This window comes from Microbulbifer regidiadema (SeqCode) (assembly GCF_052467605.1).
On the sequence record NZ_CP174316.1, the window covers coordinates 2,987,345 to 3,010,597 of the forward strand.

Here is a 23,253-nt window from a genome sequence, read left to right on the forward strand (position 1 = left end):
TTCGCTGTGGGGCGCAGGACTCACTGCTGTCCTCATCTTGTCAGCACCCTGAGCCCCGCCTAAATACGACCACTTTTTTCAGTGGTGATACGTCGCGCGCGCCAAATTTTAGCGGGCCTGCGCGCCTACTGCTGCGTGTCCGAAACGCCAGCGAAAAGGATTGAAAATCATGCACCAGAGCATCAACGCAAAAATTTTTCTGAAAAAACCTCTCAGCCTGGCACTCGCTGCCTGCTGTACCTTTTCAGCACATCTCGCAGCGGAAGAATCCGAAGAGTCAGAAGCACTAAAAGACAGTGAAATGGAACAGATGGTGGTCACCGGGGTAAAAACAGAACTCCCCCTCAACCTGGTGACCGACCCGAAAAAACCCCGCCAGCCACTACCGGCCAACGATGGCGCCGACTATCTAAAAACGATCCCGGGATTTTCTGTCGTGCGCAAAGGCGGGACCAGTGGCGACCCGATGCTTCGCGGTATGGGGGGCTCGCGCCTGGGGATGGTCGTGGACGGGGAGACCCTGGCGGGCGGCTGTCCCAGCCGTATGGACCCACCCACGGCCTATATTTTCCCCGAGGCGATGGACGAAATTGAAGTAATCAAAGGGCCGCAGAGCGTGCTCTATGGTCCGGGGAACTCCGCCGGGGTGGTGGTCTTTAACCAGCAGCAGGAGCGCCCCACAGAGAGCGATTGGAATATGCATGCGAGCCTTCTCGGCGCCAGCGCCGAGCGCCGCGATGGCCTCTTCGATATCTCCTACAGCTCGCCGCAGTTTTCCATTCGCAGCGCCTCGACGTCAGCATCTGCGGACAACTACGAGGATGGCGATGGCAATGAGGTGAACTCCAGTTATGAGCGCTGGAGCAGCCAGGTCAACCTGGCCTGGACCCCCAGCGACGATACGCGGCTCGAATTAGATACATCATTCAGCGACGGCGAAGCCGCCTATGCCGATCGGGGCATGGACGGCTCCAAGTTTGCCCGGGAGAGCTACAAGACAAAATATGTGCGCAGCAATATCAACAGCTGGCTCGACTCGATTGAACTACAGGCCTACTACAACTATATCGACCATGTTATGGACAATTACAGCCTACGCGAACTGTCCAGCACCTCTACCCCTATGGCCATGAATCTCGATAGTGAGACCTCGGGCTTTAAGATGGCCCTGATGTTTACCCCGCTGGACAATGTGGAGCTGACCACTGGTATCGATGCGCGGGAAAATCGCCACACCAGCCGCTCGACCATGGACCAGTCCACGATGGATTACCGCGATATGGAGCGGCAGGCCGACGCCGAGTTTTCCCAACTGGGTTTATTTTCTGAAGCCAGCTGGCAGATCGCACCCAATCAGCGCTGGATCGCCGGTGCGCGAGTAGATGATTGGGAGGTCAAAGACCTGCGCGATGAGGTCGCCCTATCCATGATGTCTTCTGTGGATAACCCCACGGCGGGGGAAACTCGCTCGGAGTTATTGAGCAGCGGCTTCCTGCGCTATGAATATGGCCTCGAGAGCGGCCCCAACAGTTCTGCCACACTCTTTGCCGGGCTCGGCTATACCGAGCGCTTCCCCGATTACTGGGAGATTTTTTCCTACGAGACCGCAGACTCCTACAGCGCACTGGATATCGAAGCAGAGAAAACCACCCAGCTGGATATCGGCTACATCTATCGCGGCGAGAAGCTTTCCGCCAGTATCTCCGGCTTCGTCAATCAGATCGACGACTACCTGATGATTGAGACGGATTACGAAAAAGCCGCAGTCATGACTAGCATGGATTCTATGAGCAGTATGAGTATGGATGATATGGATTCCTCCGATACTCGCACTACCTCCATTGTCAGAAATATCCAGGCGCGCTCTTGGGGTTTGGAGTTTGACTCCTCATACCAGCTCAACGAGCAGTGGCGTAGCGAATTTACTGTGACATCGGTGCGCGGTGCCAACGAGACCGATGGTACCACTCTGGCACAACTGCCCCCTCTGGAGGGCCGCCTGGGACTCTACTATGAGCAGGCCCAGTGGTCGGCGGGGGTTTTATGGCGCGCTATCGCCAGCCAGGATCGGGTGGATATCGGCAAGGGTAATATTGTTGGCCAGGATATTGGCACCACCGACTCTGCCAATGTGATTTCTATCAATGCCGGTTGGAAGCCGAATAAAAGCGTGTTGATAACCACCGGTATCGACAACCTGTTCGACGAGACCTACGCAGAGCATATCAGCCGCTCCGGAGCCAATATTATTGGCTTCGACCAGTTGACCCGCGTTAATGAGCCGGGACGCACCTTCTGGTTAAAAGCTATTTATCGAATTTAAAAACTAGCGGGGCCCCGAGGGCCCCGTTTTTTACCCGCAGAAAAAACCATTATTTTATAAAATAATTTTTACACAGAGGAGCTGTAACAAGGCAAAAAATTAAAAAATATAAAATTAAAATTTATAGGAAAAGTTTAAACTTAGAGTGCGCAGATAGCCGGGATCGAGCCCCTCTATTTTGCCAATATTATTGTAGTTATACTCTAGTGAAGTCTCGAAATCCTGACGCCACAAAACCCGGTAACCCACTCCGGCATTCCAAAAATCATCACTGCCACTGGCATCAATAACATAGATATATCGGTTATCGAAGTGCTGCGGCGGGTCTTCTCGATACCAATGGCCTCTCTTTATAACATTATTTAAATCCACCTCTGCGTAATTGTACCCCAGCATCCAGTAGAGGCATTGAACATGGCAGTTCAGAGTTAAATCAATTTTAAAATTCAGTCCCAGTTGATTGACGCTGACATGATTATCATCAAAGTGGGCGCCGCGCAGCTCCACCTGCCAAACTCCTACCGCCGGGGTGATACCGAGGCCGAGATAGGCAAAAAAATCCCGCTGTTTATTTAATTGTTGCTCACCGCTCCCGAGGCCAAGGGTGCCGATAATCCGATACTCCCCGGCACTGACGCCAACAAAAGGATTGTTTGCCTCAAATCCATAGCTGGCCGGTGCCAATAACAGGGGGAGCATACAGAGGGGTAGATTTTTCATCGTCACTTACACCAGCAAGCCCATATTCAACTCCGCTCTGGGCATATTGCCTAGGGAGCCTCTGAACAATTCCGTGATGCCTCTGGCTTACAGAGCGGTTCACAATCAAGGCGCGGCTTCGCAGGAATGTCTAGACCTTTCAAGAAGTCGCAACGCGGACTGTAAGCCCCGAAGGGCGGGCCTTGAAGGCCACAGCTGCTGCGTTGCAGCTCTTGCAAAGGACTAGGGCCATTCGCGGCGAACTGCGCCTAACATCTGTAGCCTTCAAGACCCGCAGAGGTATTACGGAATTGTTCAGAGGCTCCCTAGCTTGCTTCCACATCAATAACCGCCCAGACTCCCCCGACAAAAGCCGGGTTTTTTCGCAGATCATCTACGTCGCCAGCTTTTGGCATAGGCTGCCCTGCCCGGCGCAGCTCTTCCAATCGCTGGAAAATCGTTTCCGCCATTTTTTGCAGGGTGCCGTCAAGGGTATCGGCATAGCAATGACAGTGGGGCAGATCCGGTGCTATGGCACCAAATCCGGCATATTCAATATTGTGCACCACGACCGGGTAGCGCATTGAAAAATACTCTTATGTATTTACTTTTCAAAGCGTAGACTGATTTGCATTTTACGGGGGAATTTGGCCAGGAAATTAGCAGAGAAATACAATTCTGCACGGGCACAGGTTCAATATTAATAGTGACAAAAAGAGAGGAAAAAACTGTCGGCCGCAGAGGGTATCCCGCAAACTCAAACTTTTATCGGAAAAAATACCTCGACAATAGTTAGCGGGGCATCCGCCCCAATAGGGCTCGACGGGAAAATAGCATACTGTTGTAGGTGCGGCGCAGTAGCTTATTATTTTCATCGCCAGCACTGGCAAGCGCGTCAAAGCGCCGCTGCAACCAGCTGATTTCCTCCTCCAGCTCCCGGCGCAAACAGCGAATTTCACTTTGATTCTGCTTTAATTGCCGATCGGGACCAGGCATCGGTAAGCCCCCTGCATAGAGAAATAGCCAGACCGCTGTATGCCTCCCCCGCTAGAGGGCAGGCATACAAACACTTTCTACACGCTTTTTGGCGCCAATCCCTAGGCTACAGACTTATCCAACAACAGGGATTTCCAATCAAAAGAAGCGTCGCCGATCACATAGAAAAAGGGATTCAACAGGGAATCTTTGCTGTTGTAGCGCAGCAAATTAAATTGCTCATCCACCACAGTGCCACCCGCCGCTTCGACTACCGCCTGAGCTGCCGCAGTATCCCACTCGCAAGTCGGCGCCAGACGCGGGTACAGGTCCGCTGCACCTTCGGCCACCAGGCATAATTTCAGCGAAGAACCCATATTTTTGCACTCTACAGTGCCCAGCTCAGTTTCGATACGCTGCACCAGCTGATCGACAGTGCCGGTGCCGTGACTGCGGCTGGCCACCAGCTCAACCACTTCACGATTGTCGAGGCGCGGCTTGAGTGGGCGCACCCGAATTTCAGCTTCGCCATTGGCATCGCGCTTAAACGCACCCTCGCCCTTACAGCCGGCATAGGTGATATTCAGTACCGGTACGTAAACCACCCCCAGCACCGGCTCGCCATGCTCGATTAATGCGACATTCACGGTAAATTCACCGTTGCGGCGGATAAACTCTTTGGTGCCGTCGAGGGGGTCGATAATCCAGTACCGCTGCCACTGGCTGCGCTCTGCGAAAGAGGGCATTTCCTCCTCCTCTGACAAGACCGGCACGCCCTCAAGCAGCTGTGCCAGTGCCGGCGCCAGTACCTTGTGCGCGGCCAGGTCCGCAGCGGTTACTGGAGAGTCGTCCTTCTTCATCTCGACTTCCAGCTCCGCGCTGCTGTGATAGACCTCAAGGATCGCTTCTCCCGCACGTTTGCAGATCTCGATTACCTGCTCTAAAAGTGCTCTATCCATTACAACTCCCTATTTTTGTGAGTTCGTCAGTTAAATTCTCAAGCGGAGAAAAGGTCCGCTACAGACAGGTAGCGCTCCCCGGTGTCATAGCTGAACACCAGTACCCGGCTGCCCGCCGCCATCTCGCCCTCGCGCTTCTTCAGGGCCGCGAGGCTGGCTCCGGACGAGATGCCAACAAAGATGCCCTCTTTTAACGCGCAGCGGCGCGCCATCTCAAAGCTATCTTCCTCGCTGACCAATACAGTGCCATCGAGCACTGCCGTATCGAGCACCTGGGGAACAAAACCGGCACCAATACCCTGCAATCGATGCAGGCCTTTTTCGCCACCGCTAATCACCGGTGACTTCTCCGGCTCTACCGCATAGACCTGTAGATTGGAAAAATGCTCTTTTAAGACTTCGCCACAACCGGTGATATGTCCGCCGGTCCCCACGCCCGTAATCAGGTAATCCAACCCCTCAGGAAAATCCGCCAGAATTTCCTTGGAGGTAATATCCCGGTGTACCTGGGCATTGGCGCGGTTATTAAACTGCTGCGGCATCCAGCTGTTCGCATAGGAGGCCAATAATTCTTCCGCCTTGGCAATAGCGCCGCCCATACCGCGCTCTTTCGGCGTGAGGACCAATTCTGCACCCATCGCTTTCATAACCTGGCGGCGCTCTACCGACATCGACTCCGGCATGGTCAGGATCAGGCGATAGCCCTTCACCGCTGCAACCATCGCCAGACCAATTCCCGTGTTGCCCGAGGTGGGTTCGATAATAACGCCCCCGGGCTGTAGGGCCCCCCGGCGCTCCGCATCCTCAATCATCGCCAGGGCGATTCGGTCTTTAATACTGCTGCCCGGATTAAAGCGCTCCACTTTCATCCAGACCTCAATATCGGGGCGGAAGAGGTGGTTAATTCGCACGTGCGGGGTATTGCCGATTGTTTCCAGAATATTGGCCGCTTTCATCGGTAGCGCTCTCCATGACTAGTGCCCGGGACAAATCACTGTCGGGCATATTTATTCGATGCCCCATAGTACCCCAGAAATGTCCCGCCACTGTGGAAAACTCCAGACAAAATTGCAGGTCGATGGGGTCTGCTAAAAGGGTTAAATTGATGGAGAGGTATACACAATAACAATAAGGTAAATACCTATGTCCGTAGAAAATTCCGCCCCTCAATATCATTTCCACAATTATCTAGTGCCCCTGTTCCTGCTCAGCGCCGCCCTATTCATTTTTCTGGATACCTGGAAACTGGATAGCCTGTGGATGCCGGCGTTAAAAGCATTGCCGATACTGTCCCTGCTGCTGATTGCCAGAATCGAACTGCGCGGCGCGACCCGGCTTTTTACTATTCTCGCCCTCAGCTTCTCCGCCTGTGGGGATATACTGCTGGAACTGCACTTCCCCCAGCAGTTTGTCCTCGGCCTCGGGGCTTTTCTTATTGCCCAGCTCATCTACGCTCTCAGTTTCCTGCGCTTTGCCGCGCCCCCCGGGCGCCACAATTTGCTGCGCGCGCTGCCCGTACTCCTTAGCGCACTACTATTGGCACAAATTCTCCTCCCGGCGGCGGGGGACTTGGCTCCGGCGGTACTGGCCTACCTGCTGGCGATCCTCACCATGGCAGTCGCGGCCGCCATGCACAGGGGTGACTCCGCCCTGCTGTTTATCGGCGCCGTCACCTTTATGCTGTCAGATACCTTGATTGCGATTAACAAGTTCATCGCCCCGCTGCCCCTGGCCGACGCCACCATTATGCTCACCTACTACAGCGCACAACTGTGTATCCTGTACGGCATCCGCCGCGCCCAGGCATAATGCCGACACCCCGGGAAGACATAACCCTCTACACTCTTGTCTTCCCGCCCCATATCAAAGAGGTAGACAGCTCCCATGCTCGACTGGCGAAGTATTGATACCGTATTGCTGGACATGGACGGCACCCTGTTGGACTTGCATTACGACAACCACTTTTGGCTCACACACCTGCCCAAGCGCTACGCCGAAGTGCACGGCTTTGACCCGCAGGAGGCGCAACAGCGGCTCGAGGCTGAAATCAACGCCCGTCGCGGTACCCTGGAGTGGTACTGCCTGGACTTCTGGGCGGAAAAGCTGGAACTGGATATCCTCGGCATATTGCGCGAGATTGAGGGTCGAATCGCCCTGCGCCCCCATACCGAGGCGTTCTTAACCGGCCTGCAACAGCTGCAAAAACCCACCTACCTGGTCACCAATGCGCACCGCCACGGGCTGGAGCACAAGCTGGAGATCACCGGCATCGACCGCTGGTTTGACGGCATCATTTCTTCCCACGATTATGGCCACGCCAAGGAGAGCGCCGATTTCTGGGACTCTCTGCGGGAAAACCTGGCATTTGACCCGGACAAAACCCTGTTTGTCGACGACAACCAATCGGTGCTGGGGGCCGCCCAGGACTACGGTATCGCCCACCTGCTGTGTATCCGCCAACCGGATAGCCGGGGGCCCAAGCGGGAGATCACCAACTTCCCGGCGATCCACCACTTCGACGAGATCATGGCCTTAGACAGCGGTAGACTGGGCAGCGGACCCGCCTGATAACAAGAGAGACTATGGAAAAAGTACGTATTGATAAGTGGCTCTGGGCCGCGCGCTTCTTTAAGACCCGCAGTATTGCCAAACAGGCGATTGAAGGCGGCAAGGTTCACGCCGATGGCCAGCGGGTCAAAGCCAGCAAGGAAGTGACTACCGGTGCCAAGCTGAGTATCCGCCAGGGCTGGGATCTACTGGAGGTTGAGGTGATCGCCCTGTCGGACCAGCGGCGCGGCGCCGAGATCGCGCGTACCCTGTACCGCGAGACCGAGGACAGCATCGCCCGCCGGGAAAAAGAAAAAACCGAGCGCCAGGCGGCGAATGCGGGAGTGCAGCCGGAACGCCCGAATAAAAAGCAGCGCCGCCAGATACACCGCTTCCTGCGGGAACAGGATTAGCACGGCCAAGTCAAAGTGGTGAAATTTCCGCCATTTAACCCTGTAACTGCTAAACTGCCCCCACTTAACCCGATAGAAAACAGCCACAATGAAACGACTGATCGCCATTTCCCTGCTGATTCTGCTCGGTACTCAGACCGCCCTTGCAGACAGCCGTGAACACGAGCAGCTGAAGCGCTCAATTATCAAGATTTATACCACCGCCGCCGCCCCGGATTACTTTAACCCCTGGGCCCTGCTCAACCCCAAGCAGCTATCCGGCTCCGGTGCCGTGATCCGCAACCGGCAAATCCTGACCAATGCACACGTTGTGGCCAATGGCAGTTTTATTCAGGTGCAGCGCCACGGCGACGCGAAAAAATTCCGCGCCCGGGTCAAGTTTATCTCCCATGATGCCGACCTCGCCCTGCTGACCGTCGATGACGACAGCTTCTTCAACGACACCCGCCCCCTGGGCCTGGGCAAGTTGCCGGACCTGCAGGAAGAGGTCACCGTCTACGGCTATCCTATTGGCGGCAAATCCCTGTCTATTACCCGCGGAGTGCTCTCCCGTGTGGAGCACCAGTATTACGCTCACGCCGAGAGCTACCTGATGGCGGGCCAAATAGATGCGGCGATCAACCCGGGCAACAGCGGCGGCCCGGTTATTTCCAACGGGCACATCGTCGGCGTGGCCATGCAGACCAACCAGAGCGCTGAGAACCTGGGCTACTTCGTCCCCCCCAGCGTGATCGCCCATGTCCTCGAAGACGCCAAGGACAATGTGCATCAGGGATTCCCCGAGCTGGGACTCGTGACCCAGAGCCTGGAGAGCCCGTCGATGAAAAAAGCCGCCGGCCTGGAGGAGGACCAGGATGGCGCTATGGTCGTTAAGGTATTCGATAATTCCCCCGCCGCCGAGGTGTTTAAACCCGGCGATGTTCTGCTTGAGGTCGACGGCTTTAAAGTGGCCGCAGACCGGACCGTAGAGTGGCGGGAGAATCAGCGCACCAACTACCACTACGCCGTGGATCGCCACCACGTCGGCGAGCGCTTGCCGGTGCGTTTCTCCCGCGACGGCAAAGAGCAGACCGCCGAGGTCACCCTGGCCGCAGCGCCCCCCTCCCGCGCCATGGTGCTGGGGGAACAGTTTGACCGCCAGCCGCGCTACTACATCTATGGCGGTGTTGTCTTCGTGCCCCTGAATATGAACCTGATCAAGCGCTGGGGCAAAAACTGGCACTCGAAAGCCCCCATCGACTACCTCTATGCCCGCAATCAATGGAGCGATGAGCAGCGCCGCGAACTGGTAGTCGCCCTAAAAGTGCTACCCGCCAATGTGAACCTCGGTTACCACGACTGGAAGAATTGGATTATCGATTCGGTAAACGGCCACAGCATCAAGGACTTCGACGAATTTGCCCAATTGATGGAGAGCAACAAGCGGGACTTTGTAGATTTGCGCGATCGCTCCGGCTACCGCATGGTTCTGGATGCGGCCCAGGCCCAGGAACAGCAACCGCTGATCCTACAGACCTACCATATCCCCCAGCGCCACTCCCAGGGGCTGTTTAGCCAGCTGGCCAATAAAGAAGAATAAAAGTATTAAGAGGCATGGAAGCGCCGTGAAATCACTGTATCTACCTTCCGTACTCGGCGGCCTGCTACTGGCCGTCAGTGCAACCGCTGCCAGCGCAGAGATGTACCGCTGGGTCGATGAAAATGGCCGCGTCCACTTCAGCGACCGCCCCCCAGCCGACACCGAGGCCCAGAATGTTTCCGGGGAGCTGGCCCCCATCAATGCTATCGGCTCCGGCAGCAATCGACAGCCCAGCTCAACGGCCACGGTTAAATCGGGAGTTTCTCGAAAAATGGATGAGGAGTACCGCAACCGCCAGCTGCGCGAAAAGCAGGAGAGGCAGGAGAAAAGGCAAGCGGCCTGCGACGATGCGCGCAGTAACCTTGAGGCTGTTCAGGGGCGGGTGGTATTTATCGATGATAACGGTAAAGAAGTGCGCCGCAGCGAGCGGCAGAGACAGCAGATCGCCGAGAAGCTTGAGCGGGAAATTAACCGCTACTGCGGCTAATTATCCCCCGGCCCGGGCGCTGATCTCGGCACAACACACCCCGTATATCCCGCAGCAGCGCCCGCTATGATCAGCGACAGCTACCATTTAGGCATATCCACCTCTAAAATCCTGCGGTTTTTATACCGAGGGGCTCCCGACCTATGTCCGATCAGCTGGAACGCTTTATTTTCTCCAAACACGATATTCGCGGACAGGTGGTGACACTAACCGACGCCTACCGCGATGTACTGGAACACAATCCACTGCCGGCACCGGTGGCGCGGCTACTGGGCGAGTTCCTCACCGCCGCCAGCCTGCTTTCAACCACCCTGAAATTCGAAGGCGTCCTGAGCCTTCAGGCCCGCGGGGAAGGTGATGTCCCCATGATTATGGCGGAGTGTACCCACCACAGCGACCTGCGCGGTATCGCCCGGGTAGCCGAGGGTGCACAGATCAGCGAAGACGCCACCCTGCGCGATATGATCGGCCCGCGCGGCGCCCTCGCCATTACCTTGGAACCCAAGCGCGGGGAGCGCTACCAGGGGGTGGTGCCCATGGAGCGGGACAGCCTGGCCGGCTGCCTGGAAGACTACTTTCAACAATCGGAACAGCTGGCGACGCGCGTATGGCTGGAGAGCAGTGACAGCACTGTCGCCGGTCTTATGCTGCAAATTCTGCCGGGCAACAACGCCGCGACAGCAGAGGAAAACCGGGATGCCTGGGAGACCGCGATCCACCTGGCAGAGACGGTAACCGCCGAAGAACTGTTTAGCGTCCCCCACCCGGAGCTGATCCACCGCCTGTTCCACCAATTGGAGCCGGCGACCCTGGGAACCGACACCATTCGCTTTAAGTGCAGTTGCTCCAGAACACGCAGCGCCCGCGCGCTGGTTTCCCTGGGCGCCGAAGATGTCTATCGACTACTGGAGGAGCAGCAGGGCGAGATAATCGCGGACTGCCAATTCTGTAATACCCAGTACCGCTTCGACCGGGAACAAATCGATACCCTCCTCAACGCACCGCCCCACACCCTGCACTAATCGCTTTAGGGCTGTGCGGCCATTTCAGCGCCTGCACAGCCCATCGCCAAATTCGCTATACCTTCCAAGCAAAATTCACAAACCAAATAGTTGGCACAAACACCATAAATAAAACAGATTTCTATGGGTATTATTTTTAATGACAGCGCTGTCATTGGTTACTAAACAGGCAGGCTTGGTATCCGCATATTTTGAATTTTGCAATAATACGTTCCCAAAATTTTCTACGGCTGTCTAAACGTTAGGCAGACCCAATATTTTACTATCCAACTTTCACGGGTATTCCACGAATGGCACAGATCGACGACTCCGCGATGGTCTTCAAGAACCTATCACCGGCACAATTGGTAGAGCAGGCTCTGACACGCGGCGAGGGCAAGCTGTCAGATACCGGCGCTCTGGTGACTGAAACCGGCGCGCGCACCGGTCGCTCCCCAGCCGACCGCTTTGTTGTAGAAGAGCCTTCCACTGCCGACAGCATCGCCTGGGGCAACGTCAACCGCCCTTTCCCGCAGGATAAGTTTGATGCCCTGTGGAACCGCGTCGAGGCTTTTGTTGCTGGCAGCGACACTTTCGTCCAGCACCTGCATGTGGGCCAGGATGAAGACCACTACCTGCCTGTCGTAGTGACCACCCAAACCGCATGGCACAACCTGTTCGGCCGCAATATGTTTATCCGCGCCGAGAAGTACAATCCCAAGTCCAAGGAAGAGTGGCAAATCCTGCACGCGCCTCACTTTGTGTGTGAGCCCGAGCGCGATGGCACCAACTCCGAAGGCTGCGTCATCATCAACTTCGGTCAGCGCAAAGTACTGCTGGCCGGTATGCGCTACGCCGGCGAGATGAAGAAGGCCATGTTCTCCGTACAGAACTTCCTGCTGCCGGAAAAAGACGTAATGCCCATGCACTGCGCGGCTAACGTCGGCGAAGATGGCGATACCTGCCTGTTCTTCGGTCTGTCCGGTACCGGCAAGACCACCCTGTCCGCCGATCCCGAGCGCTACCTGATCGGTGACGATGAGCACGGTTGGACCAAGGGCGCGGTCTTCAATATGGAAGGTGGCTGCTACGCGAAAACCATCGACCTGAGCCAGAAAAACGAGCCGGTTATCTGGGACGCCATCCGTTTCGGCGCCATCGTTGAAAACGTGGTAACCAACGACCACGGCACTGCCGACTACTGCGACACCAGCCTGACTGAAAACGGTCGCTGCTCCTACCCGCTGGAGCACGTCGAAATGCGTCAGCTGGAAAACCGCGCCGGCGAGCCGAAGAACGTTATCTTCCTCACCTGCGATGTATCCGGCGTACTGCCCCCGGTATCCATCCTCTCCAAAGAGGCTGCGGCTTACCACTTCCTGTCTGGCTACACTGCCCGCGTAGGCTCCACCGAGCTGGGCGCAGAGGCCGGTATCCACCCGACCTTCTCCACCTGCTTCGGCGCGCCGTTTATGCCCCGTGCACCGCGCGAATACGCAGACCTGCTGATGAAGCGCATCGAAGAGTTCGGCTCCAAGGTCTACCTGGTAAACACCGGCTGGACCGGCGGCTCCGGCGACAACGGCAAGCGCTTCCCGATCCCGGTCACCCGCGCAGTGGTTGCCGCTATCCAGAGCGGCGCCCTGGAAGGCGTTGCCACCGAGCACCTGGATGCCCTGAACCTGGACATCCCCGTAGAAGTGCCCGGTGTGGACAAGTCCTACCTGAACCCCCGCGAAACCTGGGCCGAAAAAGCCGCTTACGACGATCAAGCCGGCAAGCTGGCCAAGCTGTTCGCCGAGAACATTGAGAAGTTCAATGTGAGCGAAGACGTTAAAAATGCGGGCCCTCAAGCCTAAATAAAAGGTTGTCGAGCAGCGCAGGCTGCCCGCGATCCAAAAGCCGCTGCTCCCCCGGGACCAGCGGCTTTTTTTATCCCTATCGCCAAGCCCGCAGCCGGTCGATTTTTGCGGCTATAGTGAGTAAGCAGGCGCCGACGATTTTCGCGTCGGCGGGCAACTCCCCCAGCAGCAATCGCGCTTACTATGTCCGCAGGCAACTCGTTTACTCGCTTCGAAACTCTGTTTCCGCACAAACCGCCCGGACAAACGGTCAACCGGGTGGTCGTCGCTGTTCTCGGTTTAGTGCTGAGTAGCCTTCTGTTTGCCCTGTGGCTGCACCTCTTTCTCTCCTCACAGGAAAAGTCCTACACCGTACAGCGGGGTTACCGCCTCGCCAACGAGGCGGCCTTTAATCAGTTTCTGCGCCAGGGCAATAACCGCTCCCGGATACAAGCCCTCGACCAGTGGCTGCGCGAACGGGGCCTGGCCGGCATCTTTCCCACTCGGGAGCTGCTGCGCCAGGGCGATCAGTGGCTCGACCTGGAGGAGGCGCCCTTCGCCATCCCGCCCAGAGATCTGTGGCCCAATATCACAAAAACCCTCACCCTGGTGCGGGACCAGCTTATCCCCCTGATCGGCCCGGTCACGGTGGTTTCCGCTTATCGCACAGACAGCTACCAGCGAAAACTGGTGCCCCAGAAGCACCCCCATCACCGCGACTTTTGCGGGCTGGACCTTATCCCGAAATCCCATATCGGCCACAGAGAACTCGCGGAAGAGCTGAGCGCCTTACACGCGCGCCTCGGCCCCGAGAGCCGGGTCGGAATGGGCCTGATCGACGGCATCCTGTTTCATATCGACACCTGCGGCTACCGCACCTGGTAACTGGAGAGGCAACCCGATAGTTATGCAAAATGACAAAGCCCGCGCCGAAATCAGCTGGCGCCACCGGTACAGCTTTGCTATCGGCGCAATCGCACTTGCGCTGCTCGCCGGCCTGTTTTTTTTCACCCGCGAGCCTGCGCCAGAGGTCGATAAGCGGGTCAAATCCCCCATCGATATCCTCCCCCTGCTTATGATCCCGGAGGTGTACGATATCAAGGGCTACCCGGCCGCCTCAGAGCGGGCCTTCAGCCGTTTTCTGAGCAGGGACAATAACCATGCGCGCTTTACCCAGCTAAAAAGATTCCTGCGCGCCAACCGGGTTGAACAGGTTGTCTCCCCCTATGAACTATTGCGCCAGGGTAGCGATTGGCAGGATTTAGACGAGCCCGCTTTTGCCATCCCCCCAAAAAAACTCTGGTGGGGTATCGTCAATACGCTGCGGGTCATCGAGCGGGAAATCGTGCCCCGCATCGGCCCGGTGAGCGTGCTCTCCGGCTGGCGCACACCCACCTACAACCGCAAAGCCGGGGGCTCCAGGGGCAGCAAACACCTGCACTTTTGCGGACTGGATATAGTCCCGCAAAAGCCCTTTTCCCGGGCGCAACTGGTCCCCGTACTCAGGGATATGCACAAGCGCAGCGGGCGAGAATGGCAAATGGGCCTGGGCATTTATCGGGGCATTCGCTTCCACGTGGATACGTGCGGATACAGGCGCTGGTAAAAGCCCACTGCTTCTGCTTAGATAGAGCAAAAATTAGGCGCCCCACCGCCGGGTAGCCGGAGCAGCAGAGGAAGTCGCAGTGCAAGAAAAATTGGAAAGGCGCTCATTTATATTGACCCTGTTATTGGTCAGCGTAGCTTTTTTACTCTTAATAAAACCCTTCTTTACCCCTATTTTTTGGGCCTGTGCCACCGCACTGATTTTCTATCCGGTGTACCGCCGGCTGATGCAGCGCTGCCCCAACTCTCCCAATTTAATGGCCCTGCTCACCCTCTTTATGTGTATCGTGCTGCTGGTGATACCCGTACTGGTAGTGACTACCTCTTTTATTAATGAAGCGGTCACTCTGTATCACCGAATTCAAGAGGGGCAAATTGATGTATCCAAATCCTTTGAACAGATTCGCAACGCCTTCCCCCTGGTCAACAGCACACTCGAAAGTATTGGTGTCGATATCGAAGAGGCCAAACAGCGCCTGATGGGCGGGGTTATGAATGCCGGCAGTTTCGTGGCAAAAAATGCCATCGAAGTTGGGCAAAATACCGTTAACTTTTTTGTGATGCTGGGCTTGATGCTCTACCTAACTTTCTTCCTGATCCGCGATGGCGAAAAGCTGGTTGGCCTGATTATTCACGCCCTGCCACTGGGCGATGAGCGCGAGCACCTTTTACTGGCCAAATTTGCCGAAGTCACTCGCGCAACCATCAAAGGCAACTTGGTTGTCGCCATTACCCAGGGCGGGCTGGGCGGAATTATTTTCTGGGTGCTGGGATTACCCGCGCCGGTGCTGTGGGGCGTATTAATGACCTTGCTATCGCTGCTGCCCGCCGTCGGTGCCGCACTGATCTGGCTCCCCGCCGCTATTTATCTCTACGCCATTGGCGACCCGGTAAAGGCAACGATTTTAGTCGCCTACGGCCTCACAGTAATCAGCCTGGTGGATAATCTGCTGCGCCCGATTCTGGTGGGGCGCGACACAAAACTCCCGGATTATTTGGTACTTTTCTCCACTGTCGGCGGCCTGTTTATGTTCGGCGTCAGCGGCTTTGCGATAGGTCCGTTACTCGCGGCACTATTCCTCGCCTTCTGGGAAATCTTTATGCGGGAATTTGTCCACCCCGAAGATGTATTAATGCCGCAAAAACCGGATGATCTTTAAGTCCTCGGCTGGGGCGGATAAGCCATTTATTCGCCCCAGCCGCTTAACGCAGTATTTTCCAGTGATAGCCGCCACAGTGGCCAGATGGGCCTAGGGGCAGTAGCATAGGCGTACCAGTAACCCCAAAGGGCAACATTCGTGAAATACCTACTGACCCTATTAATCTCGACACTTATCAGCCTTCCCGGCTTCGCTCTGGAAGTGGGCGAGATGGCACCAAACTTTACTCTCCAGGGATCTGATGGCCAGAGCCACACCCTGGCAGACCTCAAGGGCAAAAGTGCGGTGGTTATCGCCTGGTTCCCCAAGGCATTCACGCGCGGCTGCACCATTGAGTGCAAATCCCTCGCCCAGAACGGCCACAAGATTAAAGCCTATGAAGTCACCTACTTTATGGCCAGCACCGATGACCTGGACGATAATACCCAATTTGCCGAGGAGAGCGAGGCGGATTTTCCACTACTCAGCGATCCCAGTGGCGAGGTGGCCAAAGCTTACGATGTACTGATTCCCGTTATGAATATCGCCCGCCGCATTACCATTTATATCGGCAAAGATGGCCGAGTACTCAAAATCGATAAGGATATTAAACCCGCCAGCAGTGCGGAAGATATTGCGCGAACGCTGGGAGAACTGGGCATTAGAAAAGCATCGAGTTAAAACTCGCAGCTGAAAATAGTATTAATCCATTAATTAATGGAGTAGATCGCCCAAATTAACTTTGGGCGATCCCAGCGCAATTTACTCTCCGCTAATTTCCAGCTCTTTTAACTTTCGCGTCAAAGTATTTCGCCCCCACCCCAGCAGATCAGCGGCATCGCGTTTGCGCCCAGCCGTGTGCTTAAGGGCAATTTCTATTAGCGCCCGCTCAAAGGCGGGCACAGCTTCATTTAAAATCTCGCGCTGCCCTGAGGACAGGGCCTGATCGGCCCACAGGCGCAAAGCTTTCTGCCAATCTGCCGGTGCCTCTGCCGTCGCGCCCTGCTGGTGCAGCTCCTGTGGCAAATCTTCAATATGCACCTCGCGTCCGGAGGCCATCACGGTAATCCAGCGGCAGGTATTTTCCAGCTGGCGCACATTGCCGGGCCAATCCAACCCGGACAGATAGCCCTCCGTTTCCCTGCTCAGGATTTTTGCTTCCACCCCCAGGTCTTTTGCCGCAGCATTAAAGAAATGCCGAACCAAGCGCGGGATATCCTCCCGGCGATCCGCCAGCCGCGGAATATGAATACGGATCACGTTCAGGCGGTGAAACAAATCCTCGCGGAATTTGTGTTGGCATACCAGCTCCTCCAAGTCCTGGTGGGTCGCCGCGATAATACGCACGTCCACCTTGACCGGGGTGTGGCCTCCGACCCGGTAAAATTCACCGTCGGCCAATACGCGCAATAAACGCGTCTGCGTCTCTGCGGGCATATCGCCAATTTCATCTAAAAACAGGGTGCCGCCATTGGCCTGCTCAAAGCGCCCGGCGCGCTGGGAACTGGCACCGGTGAAAGCCCCTTTTTCATGGCCGAACAACTCGGACTCCATCAGGTCCTTGGGAATAGCGGCCATATTCAAGGCGATAAAGGGCTGCTCCCTGCGCGGGCTGTGATTGTGCAGCGCCTGTGCCACCAGCTCCTTACCGGTGCCGGATTCACCGTTAATCAATACGGTGATATTGGAATGGGACAGGCGGCCAATCGCGCGAAAGACCTCCTGCATCGCCGGCGCCTCGCCAATAATTTCTTTATTACCCTGGCCATTTTCCGGCTCAACCCGCTCTTCAGCGCTCTGCTCACTGGCGTGCATCAGGGCGCGGCGGGTTACCGCCACCGCCTCATCGATATCAAAGGGCTTGGGCAGGTATTCAAAGGCGCCGCCCTGATAAGCGGCTACGGCACTATCCAGGTCCGAGTGCGCAGTCATAATAATAATCGGCAGGCTCGGTCGCTCGGCTTGAAAGCGCTGCAACAATTTGAAGCCATCGGAGCCCGGCATGCGAATATCACTGATCACAACATCTGGGGAATCGCTGTAAAAATCATCCAGGGCGCGGTCGCCACTCTCGTAGCACTGGGTATCAATTCCCTCGCGCGATAGCGCTCTCTCCAGCACCCAGCGGATTGATCTGTCGTCGTCAATAATCCAAACGCGATTACTCATTCTCTAGGCTCCTGTATTTACAAATTCGGTCGTCAGGGGCAGATAAATTTGAAAGGTGCTGCGGCCGGCTTGGCTGTCACACTTAATCAGCCCCTTGTGTTGATTGATAATGTTCTGCGAAATGGAGAGGCCGAGGCCGGAGCCCTCGGCGCGACCGGAGATCATCGGGAAAAATATCCGCTCGCGAATTTCCTCCGCTATGCCCGGGCCGTTATCTTCAATTTCTATACGGCAGACCAGTGGGCAATTGCGGCGGCCGATGGTGAACTGGCGCTGGATACGCGTGCGCAGTACCACCTCCCCACTGCTGAGGCCGATACTTTCATCGATGGCCTGCATGGCGTTGCGGGCAATATTGAGCAGCGCCTGCATCAGCTGTTCGCTGTCTGCGGGAACATCGGGAATAGACGGGTCGTAATCCCTGCGAATTTTCAGCTCACCGATACACTCCGCATCCAGCAACTGGGCAACCCGCTCCAGGACCTCGTGTACGTTAACCGGTTGCAGTACCACCGGCTGGCGCGGCCCCAGCAGGCGATCGACCAGGTTGCGCAGTCGATCCACCTCTTCGATGATGATCTGGGTGTATTCATCCAGGGCCGGGTCGGGCAGCTCGCGCTGTAGAAGCTGCGCCGCACCGCGGATGCCCCCGAGAGGATTTTTAACCTCATGGGCCATACCGCGAACCAAATTGCGCGTAGTTTCCTGGGCGTTGAGCAGCGCATCCTCCCTGGCAATGCGCAGCAGGCGATCCATCGGCTGCACTTCCAGCAGCAATACAGAAAACTCCGGCACCGGGCTGACCGAGTAATCCACCGTCCGGGTTTCAAGGTTGTTCAGCCGCCAACTGGCGCGGCGTACCGTGTACTTTTCATTGTTGCGCAGCGCCTCGCGCATCGCCTCATAGGCGGTGGGGGACTCTCGCACCAGCTCCTCCAGCATAGAGCCTTGGACCCGGGTACTGGAGGCGGCTAACAGGTCCTCGGCGGCATTGTTCAGATAGCAAAGCGCTAGGTTTTCATCCAGCACCAGTACTGCGGAAGTCAGGCTATCGAGTAATTGGCGCAACTGGCGATCATTCAGCATTGATAAAATTTCCGGTTTATTCCGAGGCCCTGACCCAGCTCCTTCGGTCAGCCCCAGCGCGCAAGCGCTGTATCTAGTCAGTGCAAAAAGCAAACCAAAATGGCGCATAAGCGGGCATTTGCAGGCAAAAATAGCTCGAGGCGAACAGCGCCAGTGCGCGGCTAGCGGCACTGTAACTGCCGGTGATCGGCCTCGGGAACAGGGGGTAGCGCCAGCAAGGGCAGAATGCACCATAAAGGTGCATAGGTCAAAAAGCGGGCAGGTTGGGTATAGGGCGAGCTGAAAATAACAGGGACAGGGGCCGGGAGGAGCTCCGCCCCCGCATTCAGCCCCGGGCTATGGGGCGCTTCACGTAGACTGTGACGACAGCAGACTGAGCCAGAACCTGTCCACGGGGGCCCACTAAGACGGCTTGCAGGGTATGGGCGCCACGCTCCAGGGCCGAAATATCCAGGGAGTTGCCACTGGAACTCCCCTGCCAGCGCTGCCCGTCAACCACAGCATAAAAGCTCGCGCCCTCTGGCAGGGCTGGAGTCACTTGCACCTGGAGCACGATCAGTGTCTGCCCGGGGGGAATCGTCGCCTCGTGGATGGGGCTGACGATTTGAATCGACACAGGCCCAAGGGCCTCAGCGCCCTTTCTAGGTGACAGCTTTCTTGTGGGCAACTGGCGCGGTTGGATATTGATCGGCGCCAATTCCACCTTTTCAGAGGTGCCATTTGCCGGTGGTGTATCGCTAAACGTGACCTGGCCATCGGGCCCAACCACCTTATAGATAGCGGCGCCGGCCTCTGCATTATCATCAGTTCCCGCTATTGCGGTCACTGCCGCCAGAGGCAGTGTGAGCAACAGGGCCTTAAGTAGCTTATACCTCGCCATAGTGTTTTCGACCGCAGCGCGGACGCTCCTTTTCTGCCCACACCAGGGCTCTGTGACACTCCACCGCCGCAGCGGCACTCAATCCACTTCCAGCTGACAGTGTACCCGCAATAAAAAAGCCCGCACCAGGGCGGCGCGGGCTTTTCGAGAACAGCTCGACGGCATCACTGTGATGCCGGGCACCGTTACACGGAGTAGTACATATCGAACTCGACCGGGTGAGTGGTCATGTTCAGGCGCTCTACTTCTTCGCGCTTCAGCTCGATGTAGGCATCGATAGCGTCATCAGTGAATACGCCACCGGCGGTCAGGAACTCGCGATCCTTATCCAGGGCATCCAGGGCGCCCTCCAGGCTGGCAGCAACGGTCGGGTACTCGGCCAGCTCTTCCGGCGGCAGGTCGTACAGATCCTTATCCGCAGGGTCGCCAGGATGGATCTTGTTCTTGATACCGTCGAGGCCTGCCATCAGCAGTGCGGCGAAGGACAGGTACGGGTTGGCTGTCGGATCCGGGAAGCGGGTCTCGATGCGCTTGCCTTTCGGAGAGGGTACGAAAGGAATACGGATAGACGCGGAGCGGTTGCGCGCGGAGTAGGCCAGGATTACCGGCGCTTCAAAGCCAGGTACCAGACGCTTGTAAGAGTTGGTGGAAGCGTTACACAGCGCGTTCAGGGCGCGTGCGTGCTTAATAATACCGCCGATGTAGTACAGGGCCGCTTCGGACAGTCCCGCGTAGGCATCACCGGCACACTGGTTGACACCATCCTTGCTGAAGGACTGGTGTACGTGCATGCCGGAACCATTATCGCCCACCAGAGGCTTGGGCATAAAGGTCGCGGTTTTGCCGTAGGCGTGCGCAACATTGTGTACCGCGTACTTGAGAATCTGTACTTCGTCCGCTTTCTTGGTCAGGGTGTTGGCGGCAACGCCGATTTCACACTGGCCAGCAGTACCCACTTCGTGGTGGTGTACTTCTACACTCAGGCCCATCTGCTCCATCGCGGAACACATAGCGGCGCGTATATCGTGCAGGGAATCCACCGGCGGAACCGGGAAGTAGCCGCCTTTAACACCGGGACGGTGGCCGATATTGCCCTCGGCGAAGCTGTGACCGGAAGACCAGGCTGCTTCTTCAGAGTTGATCTTGTAGAAGGCGCCGCCCATTTCGGCACCCCAGGTGATGTCGTCGAAGACGAAGAACTCGGGCTCGGGACCGAACAGCGCGGTGTCACCCAGACCGGTGGACTTCAGATATTCCTCGGCGCGCAGTGCGATGGAGCGGGGATCGCGCTCGTAACCCTGACCGGTGATCGGGTCGACGATATTACAGCGAATAATGACGGTGCTCTCATCGGTGAAGGGGTCGAGGAAAGCGGTGTCGTCGTCCGGCATCAGGATCATGTCGGATTCGTTGATGCCCTTCCAGCCGGCGATGGAAGAACCATCGAACATTTTGCCTTCTTCAAAGAACTCGCCGTCAACTTCCGACACGGGGATGGAAACGTGTTGTTCTTTACCCTTGGTATCGGTAAAGCGCAGGTCTATCCACTTCGCTTCACTCTCTTTAATCAAACCGAGCGTTTTCGCTGACATTGCAGTCCTCCAGGTCTTGAAAAGTAATTGGTCGCTATGCCTTGCTGTCGCTGCCGGCATTCACTCTTTACCTGGCGTGTATTAAAGCAAGGAGTGTGCCAAATTAGGGCAATTGCCTCACAGCCCCGGTTGGTGGCGGTGCGAGCCTCGGCACAGCGCTGACGCAGCCAGGATAGAGACATTGAGGCCAAGCAGCCACCTAAATATGCACCAAAATAGAACACTTTCACTTCCACCTCGCCCGCAAACAGTGCGCAACCAACTTGCCTCCGGCTAGTTTATAATGCGACACCTTCTATCAACATGCGGTACCCCACGGATTCCCATGCACTTTGTCGTCAAGTTTTTTCCAGAGATCACCATCAAGAGCAACCCTGTGCGCAAGCGCATGTCGCGTCAGCTCAAGGACAACCTACAGCGCCTGCTGCGCCAGCTGGACGACCGTATCCAGGTGCGCAAGGATTGGGAAAAGATCGATGTGATCGCGCCCGATGCCGTGTCCCACCTGGGGGGGCGTATCGAGGAGGTGCTCTCCCACACCCCCGGCATCGCCAACTTCTCCCGCGTGCGCCAGTTCCCGCTGGGGGACCTGCACGACATGTACGAGAAAACCCTGTCGGTATGGGGAGACGCCCTGAAGGACAAGACTTTCTGTGTACGGGTTAAGCGCACCGGCAAACACGACTTTCAATCCCTGGATGTGGAGCAGTACGTGGGCGGCGGCCTCAACAAAAACACCGAGGCGGCCGGGGTCAAACTGAAAAACCCCGATATCACCGTCAAGCTGGAAGTCCGCCACGACAAGCTCAATGTGATTGAGGAGCAGCACCCGGGCCTCGGCGGCTTCCCCCTGGGTACCCAGGACCCGGTTCTGTCGCTGGTATCCGGGGGCTTTGACTCCACCGTGGCCAGCTACCTGACCATGAAGCGCGGCATTCGCACCCACTTCCTGTTCTTCAATCTGGGCGGACGCCAGCACGAGCTGGGCGTGAAAGAAGTCGCCTATTACCTGTGGAACAAATACGGTGCTTCCCATCGGGTGCGCTTTATCACTGTGCCGTTTGACGAAGTCGTGGCAGAGATTCTCGAGCGGGTCGACGACTCCCATATGGGCGTCATTTTGAAACGCATGATGCTGCGCGCCGCCGATGTGATCGCCAAGGAGCTGGAGGTGGACGCCGTAGTCACCGGTGAAGCCATCGCCCAGGTTTCCAGCCAGACCCTGAAAAATCTGTCGGTGATCGACAGTGTTACCAATACCCTGGTATTGCGCCCACTGATCACCACCGACAAGACCGATATTATCCGTACCTCCCGGGCCATCGGCACCGAAGAGTTTGCCGCCAATATGCCGGAGTACTGCGGCGTTATCTCGGTAAAACCCACCACCCGCGCCAAGATTGAAAAAGTGGAGTCCGAGGAGAACCGCTTTGACTTCACCGTCCTCGACCGCGCCATCGGCAATCGGGTGATGCAAAATATCGATCAGGTGATCGAAGAGGTGGACGGCGAAGCCCCCGAAGTGGAGATCCGCGAGGAGCCGGGCAACGCCGTGGTGATCGATATCCGCCACCCGGATGAGGAGGAGCTGGACCCGCTGGAGCTGGACTGTGAAGTGCAGACAATTCCGTTCTACCGCCTCAACAAGGGCTTCGCCCAACTGGACCAGGAGCGCGAATACCTGCTGTATTGCGCCCGCGGCGTGATGAGCCGTCTGCACGCCTCACACCTGCTGGACGAAGGTTTCCGCAATGTGGGGGTATTCCGACCGGAAATTCCACATCGCAATACCAATAGCTAAGGTCAGCGCACCAATTAACTAACCCGCTCGGCCACCGGCACACTGGTGGCCTCTTCCCGCTTATCCATACAATCGGTGAAAGCGGTTGAAACAACCTATTCTGGTGCCACTGCGCGACATTCCTATAAAATCCTCTGCCGACAGAAATAGTTTTCAG

22 protein-coding genes are annotated in these 23,253 nt (G+C 56.6%); 13 read left to right on the forward strand and 9 right to left on the reverse strand.

Annotated elements, in window-relative coordinates:
• Nucleotides 1-169: 169 nt before the first annotated feature.
• Nucleotides 170-2,323 carry a TonB-dependent copper receptor gene (locus ACJJIF_RS13705; RefSeq protein ID WP_444928907.1) on the forward strand — a complete coding sequence of 718 codons (2,154 nt, stop codon included), beginning with the start codon at nt 170-172 and terminating at the stop codon, nt 2,321-2,323.
• 114 nt (nt 2,324-2,437) lie between these two features.
• Here the strand turns inward: ACJJIF_RS13705 and ACJJIF_RS13710 are convergent, their stop codons facing one another.
• The 5 genes from ACJJIF_RS13710 to cysK all read right to left on the reverse strand — a co-directional run bounded on the left by ACJJIF_RS13710 (nt 2,438) and on the right by cysK (nt 5,912).
• A complete protein-coding gene (locus ACJJIF_RS13710) occupies nt 2,438-3,043 on the reverse strand; it encodes an outer membrane beta-barrel protein (protein ID WP_444928908.1) in 606 nt (201 codons plus the stop codon).
• A gap of 305 nt (nt 3,044-3,348) precedes the next feature.
• Nucleotides 3,349-3,606, reverse strand: a complete 258-nt coding sequence (locus ACJJIF_RS13715; RefSeq protein WP_444928909.1) for a type II toxin-antitoxin system HicB family antitoxin — start codon at nt 3,604-3,606, stop codon at nt 3,349-3,351.
• A gap of 208 nt (nt 3,607-3,814) precedes the next feature.
• Nucleotides 3,815-4,018 (reverse strand): hypothetical protein, encoded by a 204-nt coding sequence (locus ACJJIF_RS13720; RefSeq protein WP_444928910.1) that lies wholly within the window; start codon nt 4,016-4,018, stop codon nt 3,815-3,817.
• 101 nt (nt 4,019-4,119) lie between these two features.
• Entirely contained in the window at nt 4,120-4,956 is an 837-nt protein-coding gene (gene cysQ / locus ACJJIF_RS13725; RefSeq protein WP_444928911.1) for a 3'(2'),5'-bisphosphate nucleotidase CysQ, read from the reverse strand.
• A gap of 38 nt (nt 4,957-4,994) precedes the next feature.
• Nucleotides 4,995-5,912 (reverse strand): cysteine synthase A, encoded by a 918-nt coding sequence (cysK, locus tag ACJJIF_RS13730; protein WP_444928912.1) that lies wholly within the window; start codon nt 5,910-5,912, stop codon nt 4,995-4,997.
• A gap of 187 nt (nt 5,913-6,099) precedes the next feature.
• Between cysK and ACJJIF_RS13735 the strand changes: the two genes are divergently transcribed.
• From ACJJIF_RS13735 to ACJJIF_RS13785, 11 genes are all read left to right on the forward strand, one after another.
• Entirely contained in the window at nt 6,100-6,765 is a 666-nt protein-coding gene (locus ACJJIF_RS13735) for a lysoplasmalogenase (protein WP_444928913.1), read from the forward strand.
• A gap of 75 nt (nt 6,766-6,840) precedes the next feature.
• On the forward strand, nt 6,841-7,524 hold the full coding sequence (gene yrfG / locus ACJJIF_RS13740; RefSeq protein WP_444928914.1) for a GMP/IMP nucleotidase: 684 nt from the start codon (nt 6,841-6,843) through the stop codon (nt 7,522-7,524).
• 14 nt (nt 7,525-7,538) lie between these two features.
• Nucleotides 7,539-7,916, forward strand: a complete 378-nt coding sequence (locus ACJJIF_RS13745) for an Hsp15 family ribosome-associated heat shock protein (protein ID WP_444928915.1) — start codon at nt 7,539-7,541, stop codon at nt 7,914-7,916.
• 88 nt (nt 7,917-8,004) lie between these two features.
• Nucleotides 8,005-9,495: a S1C family serine protease gene (locus ACJJIF_RS13750; RefSeq protein ID WP_444928916.1), complete on the forward strand. Its 1,491-nt coding sequence runs from the start codon at nt 8,005-8,007 to the stop codon at nt 9,493-9,495.
• A 25-nt stretch (nt 9,496-9,520) separates the two neighbouring features.
• The gene (locus tag ACJJIF_RS13755; RefSeq protein ID WP_444928917.1) at nt 9,521-9,982 is read left to right on the forward strand and encodes a DUF4124 domain-containing protein; all 462 of its coding nucleotides are present in this window, start codon (nt 9,521-9,523) and stop codon (nt 9,980-9,982) included.
• Between the two features lie 143 nt (nt 9,983-10,125).
• Nucleotides 10,126-11,004 (forward strand): Hsp33 family molecular chaperone HslO, encoded by an 879-nt coding sequence (gene hslO, locus ACJJIF_RS13760; protein ID WP_444928918.1) that lies wholly within the window; start codon nt 10,126-10,128, stop codon nt 11,002-11,004.
• A 290-nt stretch (nt 11,005-11,294) separates the two neighbouring features.
• On the forward strand, nt 11,295-12,842 hold the full coding sequence (locus ACJJIF_RS13765; RefSeq protein ID WP_444928919.1) for a phosphoenolpyruvate carboxykinase: 1,548 nt from the start codon (nt 11,295-11,297) through the stop codon (nt 12,840-12,842).
• Between the two features lie 186 nt (nt 12,843-13,028).
• Nucleotides 13,029-13,709, forward strand: coding sequence for a hypothetical protein (locus ACJJIF_RS13770; protein ID WP_444928920.1), 681 nt, complete (start codon nt 13,029-13,031; stop codon nt 13,707-13,709).
• A 22-nt stretch (nt 13,710-13,731) separates the two neighbouring features.
• Nucleotides 13,732-14,430 (forward strand): D-Ala-D-Ala carboxypeptidase family metallohydrolase, encoded by a 699-nt coding sequence (locus tag ACJJIF_RS13775; protein ID WP_444928921.1) that lies wholly within the window; start codon nt 13,732-13,734, stop codon nt 14,428-14,430.
• Between the two features lie 79 nt (nt 14,431-14,509).
• Nucleotides 14,510-15,589, forward strand: coding sequence for an AI-2E family transporter (locus ACJJIF_RS13780; RefSeq protein ID WP_444928922.1), 1,080 nt, complete (start codon nt 14,510-14,512; stop codon nt 15,587-15,589).
• Nucleotides 15,590-15,727: 138 nt separating this feature from the next.
• Complete coding sequence (locus ACJJIF_RS13785) at nt 15,728-16,249, forward strand: peroxiredoxin family protein (protein ID WP_444928923.1); 522 nt, start codon at nt 15,728-15,730, stop codon at nt 16,247-16,249.
• 81 nt (nt 16,250-16,330) lie between these two features.
• Here the strand turns inward: ACJJIF_RS13785 and ntrC are convergent, their stop codons facing one another.
• From ntrC to glnA, 4 genes are all read right to left on the reverse strand, one after another.
• Nucleotides 16,331-17,737: a nitrogen regulation protein NR(I) gene (gene ntrC / locus ACJJIF_RS13790; RefSeq protein ID WP_444928924.1), complete on the reverse strand. Its 1,407-nt coding sequence runs from the start codon at nt 17,735-17,737 to the stop codon at nt 16,331-16,333.
• 3 nt (nt 17,738-17,740) lie between these two features.
• The gene (gene glnL / locus ACJJIF_RS13795) at nt 17,741-18,823 is read right to left on the reverse strand and encodes a nitrogen regulation protein NR(II) (RefSeq protein WP_444928925.1); all 1,083 of its coding nucleotides are present in this window, start codon (nt 18,821-18,823) and stop codon (nt 17,741-17,743) included.
• A gap of 325 nt (nt 18,824-19,148) precedes the next feature.
• A complete protein-coding gene (locus tag ACJJIF_RS13800) occupies nt 19,149-19,703 on the reverse strand; it encodes a DUF4124 domain-containing protein (protein ID WP_444928926.1) in 555 nt (184 codons plus the stop codon).
• 185 nt (nt 19,704-19,888) lie between these two features.
• Nucleotides 19,889-21,295, reverse strand: a complete 1,407-nt coding sequence (gene glnA, locus ACJJIF_RS13805) for a glutamate--ammonia ligase (protein WP_444928927.1) — start codon at nt 21,293-21,295, stop codon at nt 19,889-19,891.
• A 325-nt stretch (nt 21,296-21,620) separates the two neighbouring features.
• On the opposite strand from glnA, the gene thiI reads away from it, so the two are divergent.
• Nucleotides 21,621-23,096, forward strand: a complete 1,476-nt coding sequence (gene thiI / locus ACJJIF_RS13810) for a tRNA uracil 4-sulfurtransferase ThiI (RefSeq protein ID WP_444928928.1) — start codon at nt 21,621-21,623, stop codon at nt 23,094-23,096.
• The last annotated feature ends 157 nt before the right edge of the window (nt 23,097-23,253 follow it).